This is a genomic window from Parasphingorhabdus sp. (genome assembly GCF_039982415.1).
Lineage (GTDB): Bacteria > Pseudomonadota > Alphaproteobacteria > Sphingomonadales > Sphingomonadaceae > Parasphingorhabdus.
In genome coordinates this window covers 732,269-758,667 of sequence record NZ_JBDWYL010000006.1, presented here as the reverse complement: position 1 = coordinate 758,667, position 26,399 = coordinate 732,269, and the positions used below count along the sequence as shown (strand labels likewise).

Genomic DNA, 26,399 nt, shown 5'->3' with positions numbered 1-26,399 from the left:
CTTAGCCTTTCCCGCTGTTGAACATAGAATCGATATTGGCTTCGCTGAGATTGAGATAGGCCATTATCAGCGCCACCGCGATAAGAACGCCCGCAGCAACGATCTTAAATCGGTTCTGAACCTTATCCGCATTTCCCAAGCTACGCACTCGGGTTGCCAAGGCTGCATAAAATGTCAGGCCTGCCGTTTCGGTCAATATGGTCAATCCGGCCAAGATCGCGAATTGTACCCACAAATCGCCATTGGGGTCGACAAATGGGGGAATAATGACTGTGTAGAAGAACAAGGCTTTGGGGTTGGACATATGCACCGCCAGACCGCTTAAAAATCCCCGCTTGAAATCGGCAATTTTTGCCGTTGAACCACTGAGCTGCTGTTGAGATGCCCGCATCATGGCGATCCCAAGCCAGGCCAGATAGGCCACACCGAGCCAGCGCAAGAAACTGTAAATGGATGGAAAAGCCTGGATGATGGCTATGAGTCCGAAAGCGGTGAGCGCATACCAGATAAAATTACCAACATTAATGCCAACAATCGGCCCCAAAGCGCCGCGCATGCCGCCCTGACGACCCGCAGGCAAAGCATGGCTAACCGTCACCATGGTGGCCGGCCCGGGCGAGAAACAAAAGGTCAAATCTGTAATCACAAACAGCAAGATAGTTTCGAGCGGCATAGTTAAGAAAAGCAACCTCTTGCCAAATCACCAAGATGGGCAATCTATACACGGAATCAATCAAAAGGCGCGGGCCTTTTCTCAACAAATCAACAGCCCGGGCTCTATTTCTTCCTTTGAACGGAAAGATGCCTTGAACCAGCGATAGTCCGTCAAGACAGGCCATGTTTCAGAAATTTGATCAATGCATTGACCCGAGCCGGCCGTTGCGGCGAAGGCGGCATAACCAGATTAAGTCCCAGTTCGCCAAAGCGCCAACCCGGCAAGATTGTTTTCAAGGCGCCGCTATCGATGGCCTGCTGACAGAGAAAATCAGGCAGATAGCCAATACCCCTTCCTGCGATCAAAGCGGGTAACATGATATCGCCATTATTGCTTTGAAAACGGCATTGCGGCCGCACCGTTAACTGTTGACCGTCCGGTCCGTTTAAATGCCAAAGCTCAGGACTGGCTTCGTTGGAATAGAGAAAACAGTCACGTGCCGCCAATTCGCTAGGCTCCATCGGATGACCATGGCGCGCCAGATAGTCAGGCGATGCTATGAAATAGCCTTGCATTTTGCGGATAGGAATCGCGCGCAAACTGCTATCCGAAAGTTCGGCAATACGAATTGCCAGGTCAAATCCTTCATCCACCAGGTCAACCCGCGCATCGCTGAGCTGCACATCAATTGTGATTTCTGGAAACTCACACATAAAGTCAGCAAGCACCGGAGCCAGATGCGACAAGCCAAAGCTCAGCGGCGCGGCAAGCCGGACCCGGCCACGCAGCAATTGGGTTGTTTCCCGCGCCGCTTCCATTGCCATTTCCCCGTCGCGCGCGATCGATTGCGCGAAAGGAAGCAGCGCTTTTCCAGCAGAAGACAAGGATATTTTCCGCGATGTCCGATGGAATAATACGGTTCCCAACTCTGTTTCTAACCGGGTTATAGCTTTGGACACAGTGGGTTTGGACAGCGCCAATTCCCTCGCCACTGCGGTAAAACTGCCCAAACGGGCGGCGGTGGCAAAAATTGCCCAAGCTTCAAAATCTGGAAGGTTCATAGGATTTTATTATATAATTTTTGGAAACAATCAATTTCTATATTTTCTATTTTTATATAGTCTAATCCATTCTAGTTCACTCTCAAGCAAACGGACATCGCCTTCAACCAAGCGAAAATGGTCCCCAGAAGGAGAATGAACATGATTGAGAAACGTATATTTAGTGATTTGGCTCATGCCAACCGCGACTGGCTAAAGGCCCGGCATCACTTTTCTTTCGGCAGTTATCATGATCCAGCAAGAATGGGCTTTGGCCCCATTAGAGTTTGGAATGATGACGAAATCGCTTCGCAAACAGGTTTCCCCATGCACCCGCACGAAAATATGGAAATCATCACCTATGTTCGCGAAGGCGCCATTACCCATCGAGACTCTCTTGGAAATGAAGGCCGCACCGCAGCTGGCGATGTCCAGGTCATGAGCGCGGGAACCGGGGTCACACATAGCGAATATAATCTTGAAGACGAACAGACACGGCTCTTCCAAATCTGGATCGAACCCCGCACTTTGGGCGGTGATCCACGCTGGGATGCCAAAACCTTTCCCAAGGGAGAGCGTTCGGGAAGTCTCGAGATATTAGCCAGTGGATATGATGCAGACATTGATAACGGAGCTTTGATGATCCAAGCAGATGCGCGCCTTTACGGTGCGACCCTGAAAGTCGGAACGGTTATTCGCCACGATATAGACGAAAATGCTCATGTCTATCTGGTCGCGTCCGCTGGTTCCCTGCGGATCAATGGCGAAGATGTTGCTGCGCGTGATGCCTTAGCCATTCGGGACGTGGCGACGCTGGAAATAGAAGCCACCGACAATGCCGAGCTGGTTTTTGTCGAAGCCCTTGAAACCCAAAACTGACAACTGCACAGAAGGAGCGCACGCGAAATTCGGGCGCTCCTTCCCAAACCAAACAAAAAAAGGAACTTCTTATGACACATAAATCTGTACTCCGCATTGATGCCAGCGCGCGAACAACTGGTTCATCAACACGCACCATGACCGATGCACTGATCGATCAAATTGCGCCTGAGAATCTAACGGTGCGGGATGTTTCGCAAGGCTTGCCTTTTGTGACTGAAGATTGGGTCGGAGCCAATTTCACAGATGAAGCGGATCGCTCGGACGATCAAAAAGCGATACTCAGTCTATCGGACGTTCTAGTGGAAGAGATTTTTGCCACCGATATCATTGTCATCGGCGCACCGATATATAATTTTGGTATCCCAGCCTCTCTAAAAGCGTGGATCGATATGATCGCAAGGGCTCGCAAGACTTTTCACTATACAGCCACTGGCCCCGAGGGATTGGTTCAAGGCAAGAAGGCCTATATTTTGGCGGCATCTGGCGGCACCCAGGTAGGGAGTGAATTAGATTTTGCGACCGGTTATTTACGCCATGTCTTGGGTTTTATCGGCATAGACGATGTGACGATCATCGCAGCAGACCAGCAAATGGCAAAAGGCGAAACGGCTGTTGCCCACGCGTTGGAGCAAATCGCAACAGCATAAGCATAACGTCAAAAAAGCCCCGCAGGATTGTCTCCAGCGGGGCTTTTTTGTTTTGGCGAAGAGTAAAAAGCTATGCTTCCTCTTCTCCTGCTTCAGGCGCCGCTGCTGGTGCGTCGGCCTCAGGAGCGTCTTCCACCATCACATCGACTGCCGGCGTTTCTTCAGCCGCCGGAGCATCGAACACCTCTTCAGCAGCCACCGCTGGAGCGGTTGCAGCAGCTTCTTCGGCTTTCAGATCATCCGCTGCTGCCATGGCATCCGCGATTTTCTGTTGCTGTGCCCGCAGCGCTGCATCACGGCCGGTTGCCGCAATTCGTGCGCGGTTCATGCCAGCGCCTGTCCCGGCTGGGATCAAACGGCCAACAATGACGTTCTCTTTCAGACCGATGAGCGAGTCTTTCTTCCCTTCGACAGCCGCCTGGGTCAGGACCCGGGTGGTTTCTTGGAAAGAAGCGGCAGAAATAAAGCTGCGCGTTTGCAGGCTTGCCTTGGTGATACCCAAGAGAACAGGCTTACCTTCCGCAGGAACCTGTTTCTTGGTGAGCTTGGCATTAAATTCCAGCATCTCTTCCAAATCGACCTGCTCGCCAGGAAGAAGTGTCGTATCGCCACCATTGGTGATTTCAACTTTCTGCAACATCTGACGAACAATCGTTTCGATATGCTTATCGTTGATTTTCACGCCTTGCAGACGATAAACTTCCTGAATTTCTGCAACGAGATATTCAGCCAAAGCTTCCACGCCCATAACTTCAAGAATGTCATGGGGATCGGGTGATCCGGAAACAAGATTGTCGCCTTTTTTCACGAAATCGCCTTCTTGAACATCGATGACTTTCGTCTTCGGAACAAGATATTCGACTGGTTCGCCTTCCTCTGGAACAATCGCGATTTTCCGCTTCGCTTTGTAATCGCGCAGATATTCAATCCGGCCCGATACTTTCGCAATAATCGAATTGTCTTTCGGCACACGCGCTTCGAACAATTCAGCAACCCGCGGTAGACCACCGGTAATATCACGGGTTTTGGCTGCCTCGCGTGAAACACGCGCGATCACATCACCCGCTTGAACTTCCTGACCATCGGTGACCGACAAAGTCGCGCCGTTGGCCAACAAATACCGGCCAGCTTCGCCGCTATTTTCGTCAAGCAAAGTCAAACGTGGACGCAAGTCTTCTTTATTCGCCCCACGACCAGACGCCCGATATTCGGTAATCACGCGCTGTGCGATACCAGTTGCCTCATCGGTAATTTCCGACATGGTTTTGCCTTCAATCACATCCTGATATTTGATAACACCGGGCTTCTCGGTAATCATGGGCATGGTGAATGGATCCCATTCCGCCAGACGATCACCCAGCTTGACCTTAGCGCCATCTTTAACCAACAGGCTGGTACCATAAGGAAGCTTGTCAGCGCTACGCTCACGCCCTTCATCATCAATAACCGCAATTTCGCCAGAGCGCGCAAGCGACAAGAACCGGCCATTCTTATCTTCGATCACCGGCATATCACGATATTGCACCGTACCTTCAGCAACAGCTTCCAGATTGGATTGCTCGTTCAGCTGCGCAGCACCGCCAATGTGGAACGTCCGCATGGTAAGCTGGGTACCCGGCTCACCGATAGATTGCGCTGCGATAACACCCACGGCTTCACCGATATTAACCGGCGTACCCCGAGCCAGGTCACGACCATAGCATGTGGCACAAACGCCCATTTTGGATTCGCAGACAAGCGGAGAACGAATGCGCGCGGATTGAATACCGAGCTCTTCGATCAGGACAATTGCGGCTTCATCCAGCAACGTACCGGCTTTGATAACAACGCTATCGTCTTTGCTGTCGACAATATCTTCAGCCATGGTCCGACCCAAAATACGTTCGCCCAACGAAGCGATAACCGAACCACCCTGGACAATGGCTTTCATTTCCAGCGCATTTTCGGTGCCGCAATCATTTTCGACAATCGTACAATCTTGAGATACGTCAACCAAACGGCGGGTAAGATAACCGGAGTTAGCGGTTTTCAACGCGGTATCGGCAAGACCTTTCCGCGCACCGTGAGTCGAGTTAAAATATTCGAGAACCGTGAGGCCTTCTTTAAAGTTCGAGATAATTGGTGTTTCAATAATCTCGCCTGAAGGTTTGGCCATCAGTCCGCGCATACCGCCCAGCTGCTTCATTTGTGCTGGGCTACCACGAGCACCAGAGTGGCTCATCATGTAGATCGCGTTAATCTGACGCTCTCGGCCATGCTCATCCTCTGGCGTTGCGGCCAGTTCTTCCATCATCGCATTCGCAACTTGGTCACCACAGCGGCTCCACGCGTCGATCACCTTATTATATTTTTCTTGCTGAGTGATCAGACCATCTTGATATTGCTGCTCATAGTCAGCCACCAAAGCCCGGGTTTCTTCCACCGTAGCATCTTTCGAATCCGGAATGATCATATCATCCTTACCGAAAGAAATACCGGCTTTACATGCGTGACGGAAACCCAGATCCATAATCGCATCGGCAAACAGGACGGTGTCCTTCTGGCCGGTGTGACGATAAACTTGGTCAATCACGTCACCGACCTCTTTCTTGGTCAGCAAACGGTTCACAATGTCAAACGGTACCTTGTGAGATTTCGGCAGACATTCTGCGATCAGCAAACGTCCCGGTGTGGTTTCAAAACGTTTGAGGATGGGATTGCCTTCTTCATCCGTTTGCGGAACCCGGGTGTGGATTTTCGAGTGCAAGGTGACCGCACCAATTTCGAGCGCCTGATGCACCTCAGCCATATCAGCGAGCATCATGCCCTCGCCTGGTTCGCCTTTACGATCCATGGTGAGATAGTAAATACCTAGCACCATATCCTGTGAAGGCACGATGATCGGCTTACCATTTGCAGGAGACAGGATATTGTTGGTCGACATCATCAAGACCCGTGCTTCCAGCTGTGCTTCCAGGCTCAGCGGAACGTGAACGGCCATTTGGTCACCGTCAAAGTCAGCGTTAAATGCGGAACAGACGAGAGGGTGCAGCTGAATCGCCTTGCCTTCAATCAATACCGGTTCAAACGCCTGAATGCCCAAACGGTGAAGCGTAGGCGCACGGTTGAGCATCACGGGATGCTCGCGGATCACTTCTTCGAGAATGTCCCAAACTTCTTTGCGCTCTTTTTCGACCCATTTCTTGGCCTGTTTCAGCGTCATCGAAAGGCCTTTGGCGTCGAGACGCGCATAGATAAACGGCTTGAACAATTCCAAGGCCATTTTCTTCGGCAGACCACATTGGTGCAATTTCAGCTCCGGACCGGTCACGATTACCGAACGACCGGAATAGTCGACACGTTTACCGAGAAGGTTCTGACGGAAACGGCCCTGCTTGCCTTTCAGCATGTCGGACAAAGACTTTAGCGGGCGCTTATTCGCACCCGTAATCGTCCGGCCGCGACGACCATTGTCAAACAAGGCGTCGACAGATTCCTGCAACATACGCTTCTCGTTACGGACAATAATATCCGGCGCGCGCAATTCCATCAGACGTTTCAAACGGTTGTTCCGGTTGATTACGCGGCGATAGAGATCATTCAGATCCGATGTTGCGAAACGACCACCATCAAGAGGCACGAGCGGGCGCAGCTCTGGCGGGATCACAGGGATAATCTCGAGGATCATCCACTCTGGTTTGTTGCCAGATTCGATAAAGCTTTCGACAACCTTGAGACGCTTGATGATTTTCTTCGGTTTCAAGGTAGACTTGGTCGTCGCCAATTCTTCCATGAGATCTTCTTTTTCACGCTGCAGATCGAGATCTTGCAACATGATTTTCACAGCTTCTGCACCGATGCCGGCAGAAAAAGCATCTTCGCCATATTCGTCTTGTGCTTCAAGCATCTCATCTTCGGTCAGCAGTTGGAATTTTTCCAACGCGGTAAGACCGGGCTCGATGACCACATAGCTTTCAAAATAAAGCACACGCTCCAATTGCTTGAGCTGCATGTCCAGCAACAGGCCGATACGGCTAGGCAGGGATTTCAGAAACCAGATATGGGCAACTGGTGCGGCCAGATCGATATGACCCATACGCTCACGACGCACCTTAGTGACCGTAACCTCGACACCGCATTTCTCACAGACAATGCCTTTGTATTTCATGCGCTTATATTTTCCGCACAGGCATTCATAATCTTTTACCGGGCCGAAGATACGTGCACAGAACAAGCCATCGCGCTCTGGTTTGAACGTCCGATAGTTGATCGTCTCAGGCTTTTTAATCTCACCAAAAGACCAGCTACGAATACGCTCTGGCGAAGCGAGGCCGATTTGGATCTGATCAAAAGTTTCCGGCTTTGCGATCGGATTTGCGAAATTTGTTACTTGGTTCATATTCTTTTCCTTCGGGGCCTGTGCCCAAAAATCTAAATGCTAGCGAGAATGAGGATTACCGCCTCATTCCGCCGCTATCGCCACACCGTCATCATCATCGTCTTCATCTTCGTCACCGAAGCTGGAGAGTTCGACATTGAGACCCAGCGAACGCATTTCCTTGACCAGAACGTTAAAGCTTTCGGGCACACCGGCTTCGAACGTATCGTCTCCTTTGACGATCGCTTCGTAAACTTTGGTCCGTCCGATCACATCATCCGATTTGACTGTCAGCATTTCCTGGAGAGTATAAGCCGCACCATAAGCTTGCAGAGCCCAGACTTCCATTTCCCCGAAACGCTGACCACCAAATTGCGCTTTACCGCCCAATGGTTGCTGCGTGACAAGAGAATAAGGTCCGATTGAACGGGCATGAATCTTGTCGTCGACCAAGTGGTGCAGTTTGAGCATATAAATATAGCCCACGGTAACCTTGCGATCGAACTTGTCGCCGGTCCGGCCATCATAAAGGTCTACCTGACCACTGCGATCCAATCCTGCCAGTTCCAGCATGTCAGAAACATCGCTTTCATGTGCGCCGTCAAACACGGGCGTTCCCATCGGAACACCATTGCGCAAATGACCGACCATTTCGACAATTTCCGAAGTCTCCCGGCTATCAATATCTTCGTGATATTGTTCGCCATAAATGGTCTTGAGCCGCTCCTTGACTGCATCAGGCGGCGGCGCCGCTTGAGGATCGGGATTGGCCAGTTTCCATTCTTCGAGAGCCTTTGTCACCTGTTCGCCCAGACCACGTGCAGCCCAGCCCAAATGGGTTTCAAAAATTTGCCCAACATTCATGCGCGAAGGCACACCCAGTGGGTTCAACACGATATCAACCGGCGTTCCATCTTCGAGAAATGGCATATCTTCTTGCGGAAGAATACGGGAGATAACCCCCTTATTTCCGTGACGGCCAGCCATTTTATCACCGGGTTGCAGCTTGCGCTTCACCGCGACGAAAACTTTGACCATTTTCAAGACGCCAGGAGACAGTTCATCACCGCGCTCCAACTTCTCACGACGATCTTCAAAGCGCTCGTTAATTTCTTTGATCGCTTCGTCATATTGTCCGCGAGTGGCTTCAAAGTCAGATTGGACCTTGTCGTCCTTGACGGCAATTTTCCACCAATCCGCGGTTTCCAACTCAGCCAGACCGTCAGCCGTAATCTCGGCGCCTTTTTTCATTGGCTTGGGTGCCGATGTTGCGGTTTGCCCAATCAACATGTCTTTCAAGGCATTGAAGGTTGCCCGATTAAGGATAGCGCGTTCATCGTCGCGGTCTTTAGTGAAGCGAGAAATTTCTTCCCGTTCAATCGCCAAAGCGCGTTCGTCTTTGTCGATACCATGACGGTTAAACACACGCACCTCGACGACCGTTCCGGCAACACCGGGCGGCAGACGCAGGGACGTATCTCGAACGTCAGAGGCTTTTTCACCAAAAATCGCCCGGAGCAATTTTTCTTCCGGGGTCATCGGAGATTCACCCTTTGGGGTGATCTTACCTACAAGAATATCACCCGGTTCAATTTCTGCACCGATGTAAACAATGCCCGCTTCGTCAAGATTACGCAGTGCTTCTTCGCCAACATTGGGAATATCACGCGTAATATCTTCAGGACCCAATTTCGTATCACGCGCCATGACTTCAAATTCTTCGATATGGATCGAAGTGAAGACATCGTCTTTCACGATACGCTCGGAAATCAGAATACTATCTTCATAATTATATCCGTTCCAGGGCATGAAAGCCACGAGGCTATTTTTGCCCAGTGCCAATTCACCCATATCCGTGGATGGACCGTCAGCCAGCGTATCGCCTTGTTGAACGATATCACCCACTTTCACCAACGGACGCTGGTTAATGCAGGTATTTTGGTTGGACCGCTGGAACTTTTGCAACGTGTAAATGTCGACGCCGGACTTGCCTGCTTCCACATCACCTTGCGCACGGATCACGATCCGGGTCGCATCGACCTGATCGACAATACCGCCCCGACGCGCAGCAATCGCAGCGCCACTATCGCGCGCCACTGTTTCTTCCATACCAGTGCCGACAAACGGCGCCTCCGCTTTTACCAATGGCACAGCCTGACGTTGCATGTTCGATCCCATCAGGGCGCGGTTGGCATCATCATTTTCCAGGAAAGGGATCAGCGAGGCCGCAACCGAAACGAGCTGTTTCGGGGAAACGTCCATCAACGTAATCTGTTCACGTTGGGCAATCAAAAATTCACCTGCTTCGCGCGAAGATACCAATTCTTCAACAAAGCTGCCATCTGGGGTCAGCTCAGCATTGGCTTGCGCGACCGTGTGTTTTTGCTCTTCCATGGCCGAGAGATAAACCACCTCATCGGTGACCTTGCCGTCTTTGATCTGACGGTAAGGCGTTTCGATAAAGCCATATTTATTGACCCGGCTAAAGGAAGCCAAAGAGTTGATTAGACCGATATTCGGTCCCTCTGGCGTTTCAATCGGGCAAATCCGACCATAGTGGGTTGGGTGAACGTCGCGCACTTCAAAGCCAGCACGTTCACGTGTCAAACCACCAGGCCCAAGCGCCGACACACGGCGCTTATGGGTAACTTCCGACAACGGATTGGTTTGATCCATGAATTGCGACAATTGTGAACTGCCGAAAAATTCACGCACAGTCGCAACGGCCGGTTTCGCATTGATCAAATCATTGGGCATCACAGTCGATACATCCACGCTGGACATACGCTCTTTGACAGCCCGTTCCATCCGCAGCAAACCAACACGATATTGGTTTTCAAGCAGTTCGCCTACAGACCGAACCCGGCGGTTACCAAGGTTGTCGATATCATCAACTTCGCCTTTGCCGTCTTTCAGATCGACAAGCGTTTTGACCACAGCCAAAATATCTTCTTTGCGAAGAACCGTGTAATCATCAGGTGCATCAAGGTCGAGACGCATGTTGAGCTTCACCCGACCAACAGCCGACAGATCATAACGCTCTGGATCAAAGAACAAGCCTTCGAACAAAGCTTCAGCGGTTTCACGGGTTGGCGGTTCACCGGGACGCATGACCCGATAAATATCAGACAATGCGCCATCGCGATCGTCCGCCTTGTCGACTTTCAACGTATTGCGGATCCAAGGCCCTGTTGTCACATGGTCAATGTCGAGCAGTTCAAGCTGGTCAATACCAGCGCCATCCAACTTCTCGAGATTTTCGACCGTCACTTCATCACCGGCCTCAATATAGATTTCACCGGTCTTTTCATTGATCAAATCGAAAGCACTATACCGACCGAAAATTTCCTCGGTGGGAATAACGACATTCTTCATGCCATCTTTTTCTGCCTTGTTGGCGCCGCGCGGTGTGATTTTATTCCCGCTGGCAAAGATGACTTCGCCGCTATCAGCATCGACAATGTCATAAGATGGTTTTTGACCACGCCATTGCTCAGCAACAAAAGGTATGGTCCAACCATCTTTCGCGCGCTTGTACGTGATGCGGTTATAAAATTCGTTGAGAATATCTTCTTCAGAATAGCCTTGCTTCAGAATACCCGTAATTTCAGCACTTTTGGTCCGGCCTTCATCTTCAATTTTGCCTTGGATTTCAATCGCGCCCATCGGCTCTTTGATGGTGATCCGATTGCCATCCAATTCAATAATTTCAGCTGGCTGCTTCATGCCGGCAACGCGAACCATTTCGCCGACTTTAAAGGGTGGCTTTTTCTCTTTTACTTCAATGGTTGCATCGCCAAGAGAGCGCAATAGTGCCGTCACTGGCAATTTGCGCTTCCGGTCAATGCGGACATTGACAATATCTTTGGCATCAAATTCAAAGTCGAGCCAGGAGCCACGATAAGGAATGACCCGTGCAGCAAACAGAAACTTGCCGGACGAATGGGTTTTGCCACGGTCATGGTCGAACAAGACACCGGGCGAACGGTGCATCTGACTGACAATCACGCGCTCTGTACCATTGATGACGAACGTGCCGTTCTTAGTCATCAAAGGCATATCGCCCATGTAAACATCCTGCTCTTTAATATCGAGAACAGACCGCGCTTCGGTTTCCGGGTCGACTTCAAAAACGATCAAGCGCAATGTGACTTTCATGGGGGCCGCGTAGGTTATCCCGCGCTGACGGCATTCTTCGACATTATATTTGGGTTCTTCGAGCTGATAGTTGACGAAATCCATTTCCGCCGTGCCAGCAAAATCGCGAATGGGAAAAACACTGCGCAGTGTTTTTTCAAGACCGGAGACATAACCGATAGCAGCATCTGAGCGCAAAAACTGCTCATATGATTCGCGCTGAACCTCGATGAGATTCGGCATTTCAATCACTTCGTGAATATCACCAAAAATCTTGCGGATGCGTTTTTTGCGGGTCGGTGTGAGAGCTGTTGTCTTTACCGAAGTTGCTTTCGTCGCCATGTAATTTTGCCTTCTCGCCATCGCCGGTTTTCCTTAGGAATAGACCAACGGAAATCAATTAAGGGGCGCATCAGAACAACAAAAGCCACGTCCTCTCACACCCAATTTGGGAAAGAGAGTCGCAGCTCTTAGCGTCCTGAAAACCGTTCAAATTTCATTTCTTTTGGCGCACCGCGCAACTGCACGCCCTGTCTCGAAATCTGTGGTGAGCGGCTCATATAGGGAGATGTTGGACTCCGGTCAAGAGGCCGGAGGCGGCATTTCTGACGCATGGCTTGGTTTGTCTTGGTACCATTTCGTGATCAATACCCGGGAGATCCTTTGCGGACAAAAAGAGCAGCAGCGCCGGAAATGACCACAATCGTCCTCATGCCAATATGCACGGCCATAATGAAGGTCATAGAAAATTTCCTCACTTGCCCAATTTCGATGAAAATGCCCATAAGCGTGAAATTATCGAATATCAATAAATAATTTGATGTTTATCAATAAATATGTATTGATAGTCGACGAATCATATATCGTAAATCAATATTCTACGGAGACAGAAATGAGTCAACCATCCGTCCAAGGGCACGATGACCTTATATTAAAATCCGCTCGCGGTCTTTTAGGCTTTTTCCGCGTTGCAGTCATAATCGCAGGCCTGGCCGCGATCATAGCCTTGCCCATGCTAGTGATTTTTTCTCAAGAGATTCTCGCGGAATTGGGCAACGCCTATGTAGAAAGCCCCCCAACAGAAGTGCTTTGGGCCATGGCCGGAGTCATCCTTATCCTGATGCTCATCTTGCTGCTCAGCTATTTCACGATTGATCGTCTGCGCAAAGTCGTTGCTTCCGTACGCGATGGCGATCCCTTCATCAGAATAAACGGCGTCCGGTTGCGCGGGATGGGCATTGCCATGCTTGCCATCCAGGTTTTAACGCTCGCCTTGGGCGCGGTTGTCGGATTGATCATACGGTTTCTCGGCGAAATGAAAGATGGCCGCGAAGATTCGCTACATATGGATTTCGGCTTGTCGCTTTCGGGAATATTGATGGTCTTGTTGCTCATCATTCTCGCTCGGGTTTTTGATCGCGGCGCAGAAATGCGAGAAGAATTGGACGGGACCATCTAATGGCAGTGCAAGTGAAGCTGGATGATTTGCTCCATGATAATCGCATGACCCTGACCGAATTGGCAGAACGGGTTGATATTACGATAGCAAATTTGTCGATCCTAAAAACCGGGAAAGCCAAGGCAATCCGATTCAGTACTTTGGAAGCAATCTGCCAAGAATTGCAGTGTCAGCCGGGCGATTTACTGCGCTATGAAGAAAGCTAATTAGGCTGCCTAAATCATGATCGTGCAGCGATTCAGCAATTGGCCAGGTCAGTGGCTTGAACCACGTTGCGTACCATGTCGGGATCATATTCAACCTGACCATCCAGGATGAGCATCGCCAAGCCATGGACGAGAGACCAAGCGTGGAGGGCAGCGATTGTTCGTCGTTCACCCGACATGTCATCCGGCATCAGCGCGACAATCCCCTTGCGCAGTTGGAGAAAGGCTTCACCCATGGCGGTCGGATCGTCGCTATCGAGATCGACTTTGCCGACCCGGTCATAAATAAGCCGAACCATGGCCGGGTTTTCAACCGCCCATTGCACATAAGTGATACCCACTTCGACAAAGCCTTCACGGCCGCCACCAGCGGCGCGGGCGGCCACCGCCTGATTATGACCCAATCTGTTCAAGGCCTCCAAAGCCAATGCATCGAGCAAAGCATTTTTGTTCGGGAAATGCCGATATAGAGCCGTTGCGGACACTCCTAGTTCTCGCGCCAATGCGCGCAGCCCAAGATCGGGATGCGCCGCTTCGGTAATTTTCTTCATCCCCACTGCTATAGCCGCCGCCCTCAAATCACCGTGGTGATAGGGGTTTGAATCTTTAATGTTGACACTGTTATCATTACGTCGCATGTTAACAGCATAAACATTTGGAGTCGGTAAGCCAACAGGAGTTTGCGTCCATGCTGATATTTGCTCTTTCGGCAGCTATTGTCGCCACAATTGTGGCGGCCGCCCACTTTATACTTGGCCAAAAACTCGTGCTAGGCCCCTTGCTTAACGAACAGACAGAAGGGGTATTGGCCGCACCAACCTTACAGCATCTGACATGGGCAATGTATCAATTGCACAGTGTGGTTTGGGCCAGCCTTGGCATTGCGGTATTGGTCAATCGTCTGCACGCTGGCGGTGCGCTCATCGGCTATTTGGCCATTTTTATTTTTGTTCTTTCCGGTGTTGGAAATTTTATTGCTTTGCGCCGCCCCCATCCCGGAGGCATTTTGTTGTTACTTGCCGCAGCCCTGACCGCCGCGGACATTTGGGTACATTGAAAAGGAAAATTATATGGCCAGCGTTATTGAAAATACGATCCGTTCAGCGGTCACTCCGGTCATGGGCGCGGTTGCGAATTTCAATCGCAAACGGATGAAGGCGCCGGAAGGCGGACATCCCTATTTACACGGCATCCATAAGCCAATGACGGAAGAGGTCACCTTGGCGCAACTGCAAGTTGAGGGAGAAATACCGGCACAGATTGATGGCCGCTATTTGCGGATCGGTCCCAATCCGGTCACCGCGCCCGATGAAGCCAGCTATCATTGGTTTGTCGGCGAAGGCATGGCTCATGGCATTCGCATTTCTGATGGCAAAGCCGACTGGTATCGCAATCGCTGGATCCGCTCCAATGCGGTGAGCGACGCACTCGGTGAAGACCGCAAACCCGGCACCCGCAAACCGCGGACCGATACCGCCAATACCAATATCGTGGAAATTGGCGGGCGAACCTTTGCGATTGTGGAAGCTGGCGGCTTTCCTGTCGAATTGACTGATGAGCTGGAAACGGTTTCTCACAATCCGTTTGATGGCACGCTACACAATGCGTTTTCGGCTCATCCGCATCTCGATCCTAAAACCGGCGAAATGCATGCCATTTGTTATGACGCGCCAATCATGGACACGGTCTGGCATGTCGTTATCGGCCCCGAAGGCAAAGTGATCCGCGAAGAACCCATTCCGGTTCATCAAGGGCCCTCCATCCATGACTGCCAAATTACCGACAATCACGTCCTTGTCTTTGATTTGCCCGCAACATTTTCGATGAAGCGGATGCTGGCTGGCTATGCATTTCCCTATGACTGGAATCCTGATCATAAAGCCCGTGTTGGCTTGTGCCCGCGAAATGGCTCCGGCGCAGACACAATCTGGTGCGATGTCGAACCCTGCTATGTCTATCACCCAGCCAATGCTTTTGAGACGGAAGATGGCAAGGTCATTGTCGATGTCGTGGTCCATGAAAGCACTTATGCCCGAACCACTTTTGGCCCTGGCGGCGAATGGTCTCGGCTGGAACGCTGGACGGTTGATCCTGTCAGCAAGACCGTGGCTCGCAAGACCCTCAACAATCGCGCACAGGAATTTCCGCGCTATGACGAGCGGCTGACAACGCGCGACTATCGCTATATTTACAGCATAGCTCTGGCCGGTGAACCGGATCAGCTCGACATGGCCGGCAATGAATTGTTCAAACATGATTTGAAAACCGGAGAAACCGCTGTTCGTCACTTTGGCGAAAACCGGCATCCTGGGGAATTTGTTTTCGTACCACGATCTGCTGATAGCGCCGAAGATGATGGTTGGCTGATCGGTCTCGTGATCGATATGAATACCGAGACCACCGCGCTCCATATTCTGAAAGCCAATGACTTTACTGGCGATCCCCAAGCCGTCATCCACGTGCCCCATCGTATCCCGCCAGGCTTTCATGGCAATTGGGTGAGCGCCGCCTAACAAAAACAGTGATTGTCCATCGTCCCGCAGTCGTTGAAACCTCTTGCCCAACGACAGAAGGAGATGGACATGAAAACGGTCATTGTGACAGGCGCTTCTAGCGGTATCGGGGAAGCAACTGCGCGCAAATTGGTGCAGTCCGGATATAATGTCATGCTTGCCGCGCGGCGGACAGAGCGATTGCAAGCCATTGTTGAAGAACTGGGCGAGCAAACCGCCTTTCACGCGACAGATGTCAGCAAGAGGGAAGATCAGCAGGCGCTGGCCGCGGCAACAATTGAACGGTTTGGTCAAGTTGATGCATTGGTGAGCAATGCCGGCATCATGCCCGTGTCTTTACTCGAAAAAGGCGATGTCGAGGATTGGGACCGAATGATCGACGTCAATCTGCGCGGCGTGCTTTATGGCATTAACGCCGTGCTACCCGCCATGGTTGAACGCAAAGACGGCCATATCATTATCATTTCTTCTATCGCCGCGCTGGAGACCTTCCCTACTAGTGCAGTCTATTCCGCGACAAAGTCGGGCGTGCGATCGATGAGCGACACGCTCCGCAAGGAAATGACCGCGCATGGAGTCCGGGTAACAACGATATTCCCAGGGGGCGTTAAAACCGAGCTGGGCACCAGCATCAAGGATCAGTCAGTCCTGGACATGATGGGTGGAGTGTTTGATTTTGAATTTCTTGAACCGGAAAATCTGGCCGATAGCATCGCCTATGTCCTTGGCCAACCACCGTCCGTTTGTGTCGGTGAGCTGATGATCCGCCCAACCGGCCAAGCTTGAATCCCAGTGATTATATCTCTTCCAACCGGCAGTCACGCTGTTCCAATATAGGCCGCATTTCACGATAGGCGCGCGGCGTATCGGTTAGCGGAATATAGGGGTGAAGATGATGCACAATATGATATTGCATGCCCATTGACCCGATATTGCCCCATGTGCTTTTGAAAGCGCGAGTATCTCGATAGCGGCCCGTCTCATCCGCCGGATGGTGCGGCGCCCAGCTGAGAAAAAACTGGATATAGGTTAACCCGATTTGCCGCGGCAACCACCACAGCAAAGCGGCTTCCAGTACGTAACCAGACCAGGCCAAGGCAATCAATATTCCGAAATGGATAATTTGGAACAAGGCACCATCAAGCAAGGCATCCGGTCGACCGATATCCTGCAATATATCGCCATATTTGTTAAAGCCGCCTTCGGCTCCGGGTTGCCGGTTCTGGATAGACTTCCAAACAGCGTGCCATGGGCTGCCCGCCCTGCTGCTAATATCAGGATCGCGGTTCGGATCATTCGCGTGTAAATGATGCTGAATGTGAGTCAGCTTGGCCACGCGATATGGCAGCACCAACGGTATAGTAGAAACATGGCCTACCAGTTCGTTGAGCCAGCGCCATTTGGTGCCCTTGCGCCCGATAATATCATGCTGCGCTTCATGCGATGGCAAATAACAGAGCATCACGTTTAACGTCGCAATGACAAATCCTAGCCACAGCGGCAGGACATTGAAAATAACCAGTGGCCAAAGCGAAAGCCAGATGAGCAGATTGCCCAATCCCCAGGCCACGGCCTCCCACGGCAAGCGGTCGGCATATTTGCGGGCTATGGCCCGTTCCTGTTTCCGCAAATCTTTTTCGGCTAGTAAATGGCTCATATCCAGCGCCCCGTTAACTGTGCAAAAAGACCCCAAAGCCCGCCGATGATCAATCCTAAGCTCAGCGGGGAAAGCTCCAACGGAATAGGCCAAGCCAACCAGGCGATACCCTGCCCCACCAGAGGTCCCAAAAACCCAATGCCAAAAAATATGGGCATGAAGTGGAGGATATTCTTCAAAATAAATTGCATCGCACCAGCCTTTTCCGGACGAAATACTATCGGAAAAACGCGCTGCAATCAATGCTGACAATATTGTCAGTAAGCCAGTCCTATTGAGGGGCCTGTTAATCTCTGTTCTTGGGTCTGGCCCAATAAGACACTGGGTGCCAAGCTCGCTTCCCTAAATGGTGGGGAGAACCTATAGACGAACCGATCACATCGCCAACCGGTGAAAAGCGGCAAAGGGAGGCCGCATTTATGCAGCGATATTTTATTTTTCTCTTCGTCATTATGTTCGGATGCGTTGCGACACAGTCGGCGCGAGCGGATGAGATTTTTGTCGGCGTTGCAGCGCATGAAGTAGACACACCGCTTTCCTTCAGAATTGATGAGCAAGGTGTCGATTTTCAAGCCGGCTATCGCGGTGACCCGATACAGGGGCTTTCCTTTATCGGCGCGCCGTCTCCCTATATTTTTGCTTCGATTAACAGCGCCGGAGACACCAGCCTTATCGCGGCTGGGGTCAGTTGGAAAATTGGTACCACATTTTATCTCCGGCCGGGTATTGGGCTTGCCATTCACGACGGCCCATCACAGCGCTTTGCGGCTGATGGATCCCAAATTCAATTGGGCTCCCGCATCTTGTTCGAGCCTGAGTTATCCGTGGGCGTGCAATTGTCCAAGCGCATCGATTTGGAAGCCACATGGGTTCATGTCAGCCATGCACAATTGTTTAACGGCAACCAAAATCCAGGTCTTGATATCATCGGCGCGCGCTTGGTGATCAAACTGCCTTAGCCGTTCCCGGGAACGATGTGACTCTGCCAGAGGTAAGCAGTGTTGACCATGCAAAAGAAAAGGGCGGCATCCGGCAAGGAAACCACCCTTTAATCTCATCAATAAACCCGAAGGCTTATAGGATTGGACTCATTATTTGAGTTCAACCGTACCGCCAGCAGCTTCGATCTTGGTTTTGATCTCTTCCGCTTCCGCTTTGTTGACGCCTTCTTTAACTGCTTTCGGCGCGCCTTCGACAAGTGCTTTCGCATCGGTCAGGCCAAGAGCGGTGATCGCACGGACTTCTTTAATCACTTGGATTTTCTTGCCGCCGTCGCCGGTGAGAATGACGTCAAATTCGTCTTTCTCTTCAGCTGCTCCGCCGTCGCCGCCACCAGCAGCTGGGCCAGCAACTGCTACAGCAGCTGCAGCAGAAACGCCCCACTCTTCTTCAAGAGCTTTAGACAATTCAGCCGCTTCCATCACGGTAAGTTTCGATAGTTCTTCAACCAATTTAGCAATATCAGCCATTTTCAATATACTCCAAATTTCTATTCAATTAATTTCAGTAATCATTCACCCGAGGCGGCATAAGCGCCGACTACGCGTGCAAGGGCTCCAGCTGGCTCTTTGACAATCCGAGCGATTTTCGTTTGTGGTGCAACAAGCAGACCAACAATCGTACCGCGAAGTTCATCAAGAGAAGGCATGGAGGCCAGAGATTTAACGCCAGCTTCGTCCAAAAGGGTATCACCCATTGCGCCGCCAACAATCTCAAGAAGATCATTGGATTTTGCAAATTCGACTGCGATTTTTGCAGCCGCCACCGGATCATCCGATGTGGCAAGTGCGACCGGGCCGGACAGCATATCTGCTATCGGGGCATAGTCGGTTCCTTCCAGAGCACGCTTGGCAAGGCGGTTTTTAGAGACTTTGAAGCTTGCTCCAGCTTCACGCATCTTTCCGCGGAGTTCCGTGGACTCGGCCACGGAAAGGCCCAGATTGCGTGTCACCACAACAACCCCGGCTTCCTTGAAAGTTGCGTTCAGCGCAGCAACGGCTTCGGTCTTTTGACCACGATCCATATTTTGCTCCTTCACGTGGACTGCGTTTTTAAGCGCAATCCGCTTTCTTCAATAGCGCCACGCCAGTGCGAACTGGAATGACGCGCGAAAAAACCAACCGAAGTCAGTTTTATGTATCCGAAGGGGGGTTTTGGTTGCTTGGCCTATCCCCATGGGAAGGCCGCCAACCCGTATGTTTCCATACGAAAAAACTGGTCCCCGTCTAGGCTGGAAATTAAGAAGGCCTTATTACCTTCACCGGCTGTCTCGGACGGAAATTGCGATTCCTTTGCGGAAACAACAATTTGTGGAAGAGCCATTAGCGGGAATGACCCAGATGTCAAGCGCTTTGGCCAGTGATGGCGCGGCAATGGCCCAGCGATTATTGGTCTTTCTGCAAGACACCATCTTCAATTTTATAATAGTCGCCTTTATCAGCCACAAATATGTGACTCCATAAGCTGGTCCCGGTGGTTCCATCAAATGCCCCCATTGCCACGGCAATCTTGTCTTTAAACATCGGGTCCCAGAATAAGGTGGATCCGCAAGTCCCACAAAAGCCTCGGCGCACTTTTTCAGACGATTGGTACCAGCGCAAATCACCGCCCTCTTCTATCGACAGCGCCTCTTCCAACACATCGGTACTGGCGAAATAATGTCCCGATTGTTTTCGGCATTGCGAACAATGGCAGGCATCTGCTTCGGCCAAGGCGCCGGTCACGGAAAACTTCACCGCACCACAAAGGCAAGAGCCTTTATGAATCTGATCTTGCATATGCGCTCCTTTATTTTCTTGCGGGTGTAACCGGATGTTGATCCAGCCCGAAAAGCTCACTGTCCCCCAATTTATGGGTGCACATGATGGCACCTGGAAAGTATCTCTACATGAATTATATCCACATACTTCGCAACACCGTCGCCCTTGCCGGTTTGGCTGGCTGCATGTTCTTTTCTGTTCAAGTCCATGCCCAAACCGAAAATGATCGCAAAGAAGGATTTTATTTGTCTGCATCGGCCGCTGCGGAGTTTTTGAACGACAGCGACTTTGCTGGCACCCAGAGCCCAGCGGCAGGCGTTCCCGGCGTCGCGGGCGCACCCGCCAATGTGAATGTTGAATATGATACTGGCTTCGCGATCAGAGGTGCGATTGGATATCAGTTTAAAAACGGGCTAATTCCGTTTCTCAAACCCCGCGCAGAAGTTGAAGTCAGCTATGCCGAAGCCGATGTCGATGGCGGCGCTTTTAATGCCGGAAACCAGTCTTTTGGCGGGAATATCAACCGGTTTACGGCAACCGCCGCCTTATATAATGATATTGTCTGGTCGCCCAATCAAAAGGTCATCCCCTATTTCGGCAGCGGCATTGGCATTGGCGTTGTGGACGCCGATATTAATTATTTCCCCAATAATGGTATCGCAACTGCGCCCACATTTGCGGTCGATGGCAATCCCACCGGCCTTGTGACGTTCAACGCGGTTGGCGCAACGGTTAAAGCGAGCAAGCGCTTCGATATATTTGCAGAAGGGCGCTATACGAAAGTCTACCGCCGTGACTTCACGCGCAATTTTGTTGCCGGCGGCAATACTGGCTTTAACGCCAATCTGCGCGATGATACCGAATCCTTCGGAATTGGCCTTGGAGTACGCGCCAAATTCTAATTCACCAATCGGTTGCAGACATAAAAAAGGCCGGGATCACGCCCGGCCTTTTTCTATTTCTTTGATCACTCAAGATTGGGTTTAAGCGCCCTCTATCTCGTTGAGGTCGATTTTCAGGCCAGGGCCCATCGTCGAACTCAATCCGATTTTCTTGACATATTTCCCTTTCGCGCCAGCCGGCTTGGCTTTGACAACCGCGCCAACCAAAGCATCGAAATTCTTACGCAAATCGGCTTCTTTGAAGCTCGTTTTGCCAATGCCATTGTGAATGATACCGGCTTTTTCTACGCGATATTCGACTTGTCCGCCCTTAGCGTCTTTAACCGCTTGCGCGACATTTGGCGTAACAGTGCCCAGCTTCGGATTCGGCATCAGACCTTTAGGACCAAGCACTTTACCCAGACGACCTACAACACCCATCATATCAGGGGTTGCAATCACACGATCAAAATTGAGATCGCCGCCTTGCATGGCTTCCATAAGATCTTCAGCGCCAACCACATCAGCGCCAGCTTCTTTCGCTTCATCAGCTTTGGCATCTTTTGCGAAAACAGCAACACGGCTGTCTTTGCCAGTGCCAGCAGGCAGAGAAATCACGCCGCGTACCATCTGGTCCGCGTGACGAGGGTCAACACCCAGGTTGATCGCGATATCGAGCGTTTCGTCAAATTTTGATTTGGACGCCAGCGTTTTCAACGCTTTAATCGCCTCGTCAATACCATAAAGTTTTTCACGATCGACGGCTTCGGTGGCTGCTTTTGCACGTTTGGTGAGTTTAGCCATGTCTTATCCCTCCACCACTTCAATGCCCATGGAGCGGGCGCTACCAGCAATAATCTTCATAGCTTGATCAATGTCATTGGCATTGAGGTCGGCCATTTTAGCTTCGGCAATTTCTTTCAGTTGCGATGTTTTAATCGTACCCGCAACTTCTTTGCCCGGCTCTTGCGATCCTTTTTTCAGCTTGGTCAATTTCTTGATCATATAGCTGGCAGGCGGCGTCTTGGTTTCAAAGGTAAAGCTGCGATCCGCATAAACCGTGATTTTCGTTGGGATCGGAGCGCCTTTTTCCATCTTGTCTGTGGCCGCGTTAAACGCCTTACAGAATTCCATGATGTTAACGCCGCGCTGACCCAGTGCAGGGCCGATAGGCGGGGATGGGTTTGCAATACCGGCTGGTACTTGCAAATTGATATAGCCATCAATTTTCTTAGCCATTTGGCTGTCCTTTCATTCTTTTGAAACAAAACGAATTTGTCTTGTTTCGCAAATTAAGTGGTCAATCAGACGATCCGAAAATCATCCTTCCACATTGGTATCCAGTGGCTCAAAGCCGCTGGGGTTTATCCGGCGATCCGAAGATCGCCAAATCTCTTATTTCGCCACTTCAACCTGTTCGAAATCAAGTTCGACAGGGGTAGCTCGGCCAAAGATCGATACCGAAACTTTGACCCGGTTTTTCTCAAAGTCCAATTCTTCCACAATGCCGTTGAAGCTTGCAAATGGGCCGTCGAGAACCTTAATTTGATCCCCAATTTCATAATTGACCGTAATCCGCTGCTTCGGCGCATTGGCCGCTTCCTCTTTGGTGTTGAGGATGCGCGCGGCTTCGGCTTCGCTAATCGGCTGCGGTTTGGTCGTCCCGAGAAAGCCGGTGACTTTCGGTTGGTCTTTGACAAGGTGATAAACATCATCATTCATTTGCAACTTGGCCAACACATAGCCGGGGAAAAATTTGCGTTCCGATTGCACTTTCTTGCCGCGGCGAACTTCGGTCACCGTTTCGGTTGGGACTTCGATTTCTTCAACCAACTGGGTCAACCCCAGACGCTTGGCATCCGCCTCGATGGCTTCTTTGACCTTGTGCTCAAAGCCTGAATAAGCGTGAATAATATACCAGCGTGCCATGTCTATAACCTAAATTAAAATTTCAATTCGGACGAAATCATCCGCCCTTTGCGAGACCCAGGAGCCAACCGACCACACCATTGAAAACCGAATCAATAGCGAGAAAGAAAAGGCCCAAAATTGTCGTCATGATCAAAACCATGATCGCTGTGCGCACGGTGTCAGGCCATGTTGGCCACACAACCTTGCTGTTTTCGGCGCGGACTTGCCGCATAAATTCGCCAGGATTGACTTTCGCCATGGTAAGATTCCTAAAATTGCGTTTCCTGAAATCCGGCATAAACTCCGGGTGTCAGTCTGTCGACTGGTGTCGGATATATGCATGATTTCGGAAAGAACCAGCCCTTTAGCGGGTGATTCCCGATTCCGCAAGAAAAGAGTGGGCCTTTACGCACCCTGCTCAGCGGTAATAAGGGCCGTAATCCATGGCAGATGTTCGCGCCCCAAAAAGAGTTGGTCTGCGATATGATAAGCTGGCGCTTCAAAAACACCTGATTCCCGGGCCTCCATTCGGATTGCCGCCAAGCGGTCGCAGGCCGTGTCAAAATCTGGAACATCTTTTCCATTGGCGCGGAGCATGTCGGCAACGCAATTTTCGTCATTGAGATTGGCCTGATCGTGCCAATAAGCAGCAAATGCTGTGCGCATATAAGGCACGGGATCCCCGTCCATTGTGGCCAGCGCCGCCAAGGCCAGTTCAGATTCCGCTGGCTGGTCTGCAAATTTCATCTGTTGCCCCTGCACATTGGCATAGTGCAAATGCATATTGCGCTGCGCGATCGCACGCACCCGCCGATGGCGCTCACCAACACTTTCATCAGACTGCAATTCCGGTACAAAAAACGGCCGCGATGAAAAGGGTCGCCAATGCAAAGGGATACCGGTTTTTTCTGCGAGCAAGAGGGTTGGCTCAAAAGCCAGATAGGATGCCGGCGATTTAAAATCGATATAGATGGTCAACATCATCACAGCGCATGCCGATCAAAATCATAAGCTATATCCGGCGCTGGTCCCTGCCGGCCCTGCAAATGCCATCGCACATAGGGCAGATGTTCCCGGCCAAATAAAATCGTGCCGTCAAAGATATAAGTCGGGACCCCGTATATGCCATTTTGGTGCAATTGCGGTTGCAGCGCGTCATGTTGGGCACGGCCTTCCGCCTGTGCAAAAGCCGCAAAACCGTCCGCCTCTATCCCGGCTTGTTCGAGGCAAGATTCGACCACAGCAACATTTTCAATATCCAATTCACGACGCCAAAAAGGCGGGTATACCGCGCTGAAATAATCAGCCAAGCTTTCGCGCTGGGTTTGCATGACCCACAATATCCCAATATTGGCGATGGAGGAATCCCAGATTTTTTCCGTGCCTTTGAGCATATGCCCCTGGCGCTCGGCATAACGGCGCGCGTCGCGATAGGCATATTTGACCCAGTTCCATTGATCAGTGCTGCGTGTACTTTTAACGACTTTACCTTCTTTTTTGCGCGCGGAACCGAGATAGCTGGGAATGTCCAAAGTGAGCGGGCGCCAATCAAATGCCAACCCCAATTCCTTTTCCATTGCCAAGGTGGGCTGGATCGCAACAAACGCATAAGGGCTTTTTATATCAACATAGACAATCAGCGGCGCATCGCTTTCCAAGGCGTTCATAGATCCATCGCCTCCAGCCCCGGGCTCGGATCAGGGCTCAACTGGCCAGCGATCTGTTGGGGTGAACACCATCGACATAGCCCATGAAAGGCTCATGAATGGAATAGCCGACCAATTCTTGAGCGCGTTTTGGTAATTGCACGGCCTTTTCGGGCGGCACAGCGAGCAACATTGTCTCTAATGGACGCATCCAGCCGGGACAATATTGCGGCGTCACGATCAAGCGGGCCGCTGGCGAGCGATTGGCGCCGCCGCGGTGCCACAAATTGCCCTTTGCGATCATCAATGATCCAGACGGCATGATTGCCTTTACGGCATCGGGATGCGCTCCGGGATCTTCACCTGCATTGCCATCATCTGTAGTGAAAAAATCTGATAGACTATTGGCGCCATTTAAATTGGCGGCGCTCCATTTGTGGCTGCCGGGAATGACCTCGGTCGCCCCATTATCATCGGTCATCGCATCAATCGCCCAAAACGTGCTGACACCCAGTGCTTTGCGCGGCAGCGGTTGGCGGCAATGATCGTCATCCATATGCCAGGGCTGCACGGTTTCACCGGGATGCAGGTTGATCGCGAGACAGGCTGAAAGCAGGCAAGATTTGCCCAATTCGCGTTCTGCAAAAGCGAGTTGCAGCGGATGGGTGATCAAATCGGCAAATACCGGATCTTTGCCCAGCATCGCATAGATACGATTGGATTCGACGCCTTCAAAAACATTACGGCCGCGAATATCCGCTTCGATAAACGGATTCAATGCGGCGCGCTGCTGATCCACTTGGTCAGTGGCCATAATCCCGGGGAAAATGACATATCCCTGGGTTTCATATTCTTCCCAACATTGAGCAAAGCTTCTGCCGCCCAGATAGGGTTCCAATTCGGGGTGTTCATTTATGTAGCTTGTCGCGTTTTTCATGGTCTAATCATGCCAGAATAACGCGATTCTAGCAATTTATTGCGGTGACGCTACGGCATTGCAAAGGCTAGTGCCGCTCGATCAAATCCCACTTATTGCCAAATGGATCACGAAACACGACCACTTTGCCATAGGTCTCGACTCGCGGCTCTTCGACAAAGTCGATGCCGGCGCGTTCCATGATCGCAAGGTCACTTTCAAAATCATAGGTTTCCAGAAAGAGAAACACCCGGTTGCCAGCTTGCTCGCCAATCACCTCTTCTTGCGCTTCATTGGCGGCCTTAGCCAAAAGCAATCGGGTTTCCGTGCTGCCAGGGGGAGCGACAAGAACCCAGCGCTTATCCGGAGATAATTGCGTGTCCTCGATCAGGTCAAAGCCCAAAAGCCCCACATAAAAAGAAATGGCTTGATCATAGTCAGGGACAATCAGCGAAATAGCGGAAATAAATTGAGTCATATTTTGGGCCGCCCAGAAAATTGGAAATATAACATTGGGGAGAGGTGGCAGGGGCGCACGGGATCGAACCGTGGGCCTTCGGTTTTGGAGACCGACGCTCTACCATCTGAGCTACACCCCTATATGAGCCTGTCCGATAATGTTGAACAAACCGCTGGGCGCCCATTAGCGCCCTATGCAGACAAGGGCAAGCGCCATTGTCTCTTGGATCAAAAATCATCATTTTCACCCCAGCGCAAAACGCAACATAGTTAA

General features: G+C 51.1%; 26 protein-coding genes, 1 tRNA gene and 1 pseudogene. 9 read left to right on the top strand and 19 right to left on the bottom strand.

Going from position 1 to position 26,399, the window contains the following annotated elements; all coding sequences use genetic code 11:
* Position 1: 1 nt before the first annotated feature.
* Positions 2-673 (bottom strand): LysE family translocator, encoded by a 672-nt coding sequence (locus ABJU74_RS09405; RefSeq protein ID WP_348383277.1) that lies wholly within the window; start codon positions 671-673, stop codon positions 2-4.
* A 152-nt stretch (positions 674-825) separates the two neighbouring features.
* Positions 826-1,716 (bottom strand): LysR family transcriptional regulator, encoded by an 891-nt coding sequence (locus ABJU74_RS09400; protein ID WP_348383278.1) that lies wholly within the window; start codon positions 1,714-1,716, stop codon positions 826-828.
* A gap of 141 nt (positions 1,717-1,857) precedes the next feature.
* Between ABJU74_RS09400 and ABJU74_RS09395 the strand changes: the two genes are divergently transcribed.
* Together ABJU74_RS09395 and ABJU74_RS09390 are read left to right on the top strand one after the other, a co-directional pair.
* Entirely contained in the window at positions 1,858-2,574 is a 717-nt protein-coding gene (locus tag ABJU74_RS09395; RefSeq protein WP_348383279.1) for a pirin family protein, read from the top strand.
* Positions 2,575-2,645: 71 nt separating this feature from the next.
* The gene (locus tag ABJU74_RS09390) at positions 2,646-3,224 is read left to right on the top strand and encodes an NAD(P)H-dependent oxidoreductase (protein ID WP_348383280.1); all 579 of its coding nucleotides are present in this window, start codon (positions 2,646-2,648) and stop codon (positions 3,222-3,224) included.
* 70 nt (positions 3,225-3,294) lie between these two features.
* Here ABJU74_RS09390 and rpoC read toward each other — a convergent pair whose 3' ends face one another.
* Positions 3,295-7,602 carry a DNA-directed RNA polymerase subunit beta' gene (rpoC, locus tag ABJU74_RS09385; RefSeq protein WP_348383281.1) on the bottom strand — a complete coding sequence of 1,436 codons (4,308 nt, stop codon included), beginning with the start codon at positions 7,600-7,602 and terminating at the stop codon, positions 3,295-3,297.
* A 63-nt stretch (positions 7,603-7,665) separates the two neighbouring features.
* Positions 7,666-12,009: pseudogene (gene rpoB, locus ABJU74_RS09380) on the bottom strand (DNA-directed RNA polymerase subunit beta); the annotation flags it as partial.
* Positions 12,010-12,610: 601 nt separating this feature from the next.
* Between rpoB and ABJU74_RS09375 the strand changes: the two are divergent.
* Positions 12,611-13,177 carry a DUF2975 domain-containing protein gene (locus ABJU74_RS09375; RefSeq protein ID WP_348383282.1) on the top strand — a complete coding sequence of 189 codons (567 nt, stop codon included), beginning with the start codon at positions 12,611-12,613 and terminating at the stop codon, positions 13,175-13,177.
* Positions 13,177-13,383, top strand: coding sequence for a helix-turn-helix transcriptional regulator (locus ABJU74_RS09370; protein WP_348383283.1), 207 nt, complete (start codon positions 13,177-13,179; stop codon positions 13,381-13,383). Before ABJU74_RS09375 ends, ABJU74_RS09370 begins: the two co-directional genes overlap by 1 nt.
* 32 nt (positions 13,384-13,415) lie before the next feature.
* Here ABJU74_RS09370 and ABJU74_RS09365 read toward each other — a convergent pair whose 3' ends face one another.
* On the bottom strand, positions 13,416-13,934 hold the full coding sequence (locus tag ABJU74_RS09365; RefSeq protein WP_348383284.1) for a WHG domain-containing protein: 519 nt from the start codon (positions 13,932-13,934) through the stop codon (positions 13,416-13,418).
* A 137-nt stretch (positions 13,935-14,071) separates the two neighbouring features.
* Between ABJU74_RS09365 and ABJU74_RS09360 the strand changes: the two genes are divergently transcribed.
* From ABJU74_RS09360 to ABJU74_RS09350, 3 genes are all read left to right on the top strand, one after another.
* Complete coding sequence (locus tag ABJU74_RS09360; RefSeq protein WP_348383285.1) at positions 14,072-14,440, top strand: hypothetical protein; 369 nt, start codon at positions 14,072-14,074, stop codon at positions 14,438-14,440.
* Between the two features lie 13 nt (positions 14,441-14,453).
* Positions 14,454-15,896 carry a carotenoid oxygenase family protein gene (locus ABJU74_RS09355; protein WP_348383286.1) on the top strand — a complete coding sequence of 481 codons (1,443 nt, stop codon included), beginning with the start codon at positions 14,454-14,456 and terminating at the stop codon, positions 15,894-15,896.
* Positions 15,897-15,965: 69 nt separating this feature from the next.
* Positions 15,966-16,682 carry an SDR family oxidoreductase gene (locus tag ABJU74_RS09350; RefSeq protein ID WP_348383287.1) on the top strand — a complete coding sequence of 239 codons (717 nt, stop codon included), beginning with the start codon at positions 15,966-15,968 and terminating at the stop codon, positions 16,680-16,682.
* Between the two features lie 10 nt (positions 16,683-16,692).
* Here the strand turns inward: ABJU74_RS09350 and ABJU74_RS09345 are convergent, their stop codons facing one another.
* On the bottom strand, positions 16,693-17,553 hold the full coding sequence (locus tag ABJU74_RS09345; protein WP_348383288.1) for a fatty acid desaturase: 861 nt from the start codon (positions 17,551-17,553) through the stop codon (positions 16,693-16,695).
* Positions 17,550-17,744, bottom strand: coding sequence for a hypothetical protein (locus tag ABJU74_RS09340; RefSeq protein WP_348383289.1), 195 nt, complete (start codon positions 17,742-17,744; stop codon positions 17,550-17,552). Before ABJU74_RS09340 ends, ABJU74_RS09345 begins: the two co-directional genes overlap by 4 nt.
* Positions 17,745-17,972: 228 nt before the next feature.
* Here ABJU74_RS09340 and ABJU74_RS09335 point away from each other — a divergent pair, with 228 nt between their 5' ends.
* A complete protein-coding gene (locus tag ABJU74_RS09335; RefSeq protein WP_348383290.1) occupies positions 17,973-18,512 on the top strand; it encodes an acyloxyacyl hydrolase in 540 nt (179 codons plus the stop codon).
* 132 nt (positions 18,513-18,644) lie between these two features.
* Here the strand turns inward: ABJU74_RS09335 and rplL are convergent, their stop codons facing one another.
* From rplL to ABJU74_RS09320, 3 genes are all read right to left on the bottom strand, one after another.
* On the bottom strand, positions 18,645-19,022 hold the full coding sequence (gene rplL / locus ABJU74_RS09330; RefSeq protein ID WP_348383291.1) for a 50S ribosomal protein L7/L12: 378 nt from the start codon (positions 19,020-19,022) through the stop codon (positions 18,645-18,647).
* 41 nt (positions 19,023-19,063) lie between these two features.
* Positions 19,064-19,576, bottom strand: coding sequence for a 50S ribosomal protein L10 (gene rplJ / locus ABJU74_RS09325; protein ID WP_348383292.1), 513 nt, complete (start codon positions 19,574-19,576; stop codon positions 19,064-19,066).
* Between the two features lie 361 nt (positions 19,577-19,937).
* Positions 19,938-20,330 (bottom strand): GFA family protein, encoded by a 393-nt coding sequence (locus ABJU74_RS09320; protein WP_348383293.1) that lies wholly within the window; start codon positions 20,328-20,330, stop codon positions 19,938-19,940.
* 110 nt (positions 20,331-20,440) lie between these two features.
* On the opposite strand from ABJU74_RS09320, the gene ABJU74_RS09315 reads away from it, so the two are divergent.
* Positions 20,441-21,214 (top strand): hypothetical protein, encoded by a 774-nt coding sequence (locus tag ABJU74_RS09315; protein ID WP_348383294.1) that lies wholly within the window; start codon positions 20,441-20,443, stop codon positions 21,212-21,214.
* 81 nt (positions 21,215-21,295) lie between these two features.
* Here the strand turns inward: ABJU74_RS09315 and rplA are convergent, their stop codons facing one another.
* From rplA to ABJU74_RS09270, 9 genes are all read right to left on the bottom strand, one after another.
* The gene (gene rplA, locus ABJU74_RS09310; protein WP_348383295.1) at positions 21,296-21,997 is read right to left on the bottom strand and encodes a 50S ribosomal protein L1; all 702 of its coding nucleotides are present in this window, start codon (positions 21,995-21,997) and stop codon (positions 21,296-21,298) included.
* 3 nt (positions 21,998-22,000) lie between these two features.
* Positions 22,001-22,432, bottom strand: coding sequence for a 50S ribosomal protein L11 (gene rplK / locus ABJU74_RS09305; protein ID WP_108811608.1), 432 nt, complete (start codon positions 22,430-22,432; stop codon positions 22,001-22,003).
* 156 nt (positions 22,433-22,588) lie between these two features.
* Entirely contained in the window at positions 22,589-23,122 is a 534-nt protein-coding gene (nusG, locus tag ABJU74_RS09300; RefSeq protein WP_348383296.1) for a transcription termination/antitermination protein NusG, read from the bottom strand.
* A 37-nt stretch (positions 23,123-23,159) separates the two neighbouring features.
* Positions 23,160-23,363, bottom strand: coding sequence for a preprotein translocase subunit SecE (secE, locus tag ABJU74_RS09295; RefSeq protein ID WP_348383297.1), 204 nt, complete (start codon positions 23,361-23,363; stop codon positions 23,160-23,162).
* Between the two features lie 146 nt (positions 23,364-23,509).
* Positions 23,510-24,088: a DsbA family protein gene (locus ABJU74_RS09290; protein ID WP_348384004.1), complete on the bottom strand. Its 579-nt coding sequence runs from the start codon at positions 24,086-24,088 to the stop codon at positions 23,510-23,512.
* Positions 24,088-24,771, bottom strand: coding sequence for a DsbA family protein (locus ABJU74_RS09285; protein ID WP_348383298.1), 684 nt, complete (start codon positions 24,769-24,771; stop codon positions 24,088-24,090). Before ABJU74_RS09285 ends, ABJU74_RS09290 begins: the two co-directional genes overlap by 1 nt.
* 37 nt (positions 24,772-24,808) lie before the next feature.
* Positions 24,809-25,687, bottom strand: a complete 879-nt coding sequence (locus tag ABJU74_RS09280) for a phytanoyl-CoA dioxygenase family protein (RefSeq protein ID WP_348383299.1) — start codon at positions 25,685-25,687, stop codon at positions 24,809-24,811.
* 67 nt (positions 25,688-25,754) lie between these two features.
* Positions 25,755-26,144: a VOC family protein gene (locus tag ABJU74_RS09275; protein ID WP_348383300.1), complete on the bottom strand. Its 390-nt coding sequence runs from the start codon at positions 26,142-26,144 to the stop codon at positions 25,755-25,757.
* A 45-nt stretch (positions 26,145-26,189) separates the two neighbouring features.
* A tRNA-Trp gene (locus ABJU74_RS09270) sits at positions 26,190-26,265 on the bottom strand.
* Positions 26,266-26,399: the final 134 nt, after the last annotated feature.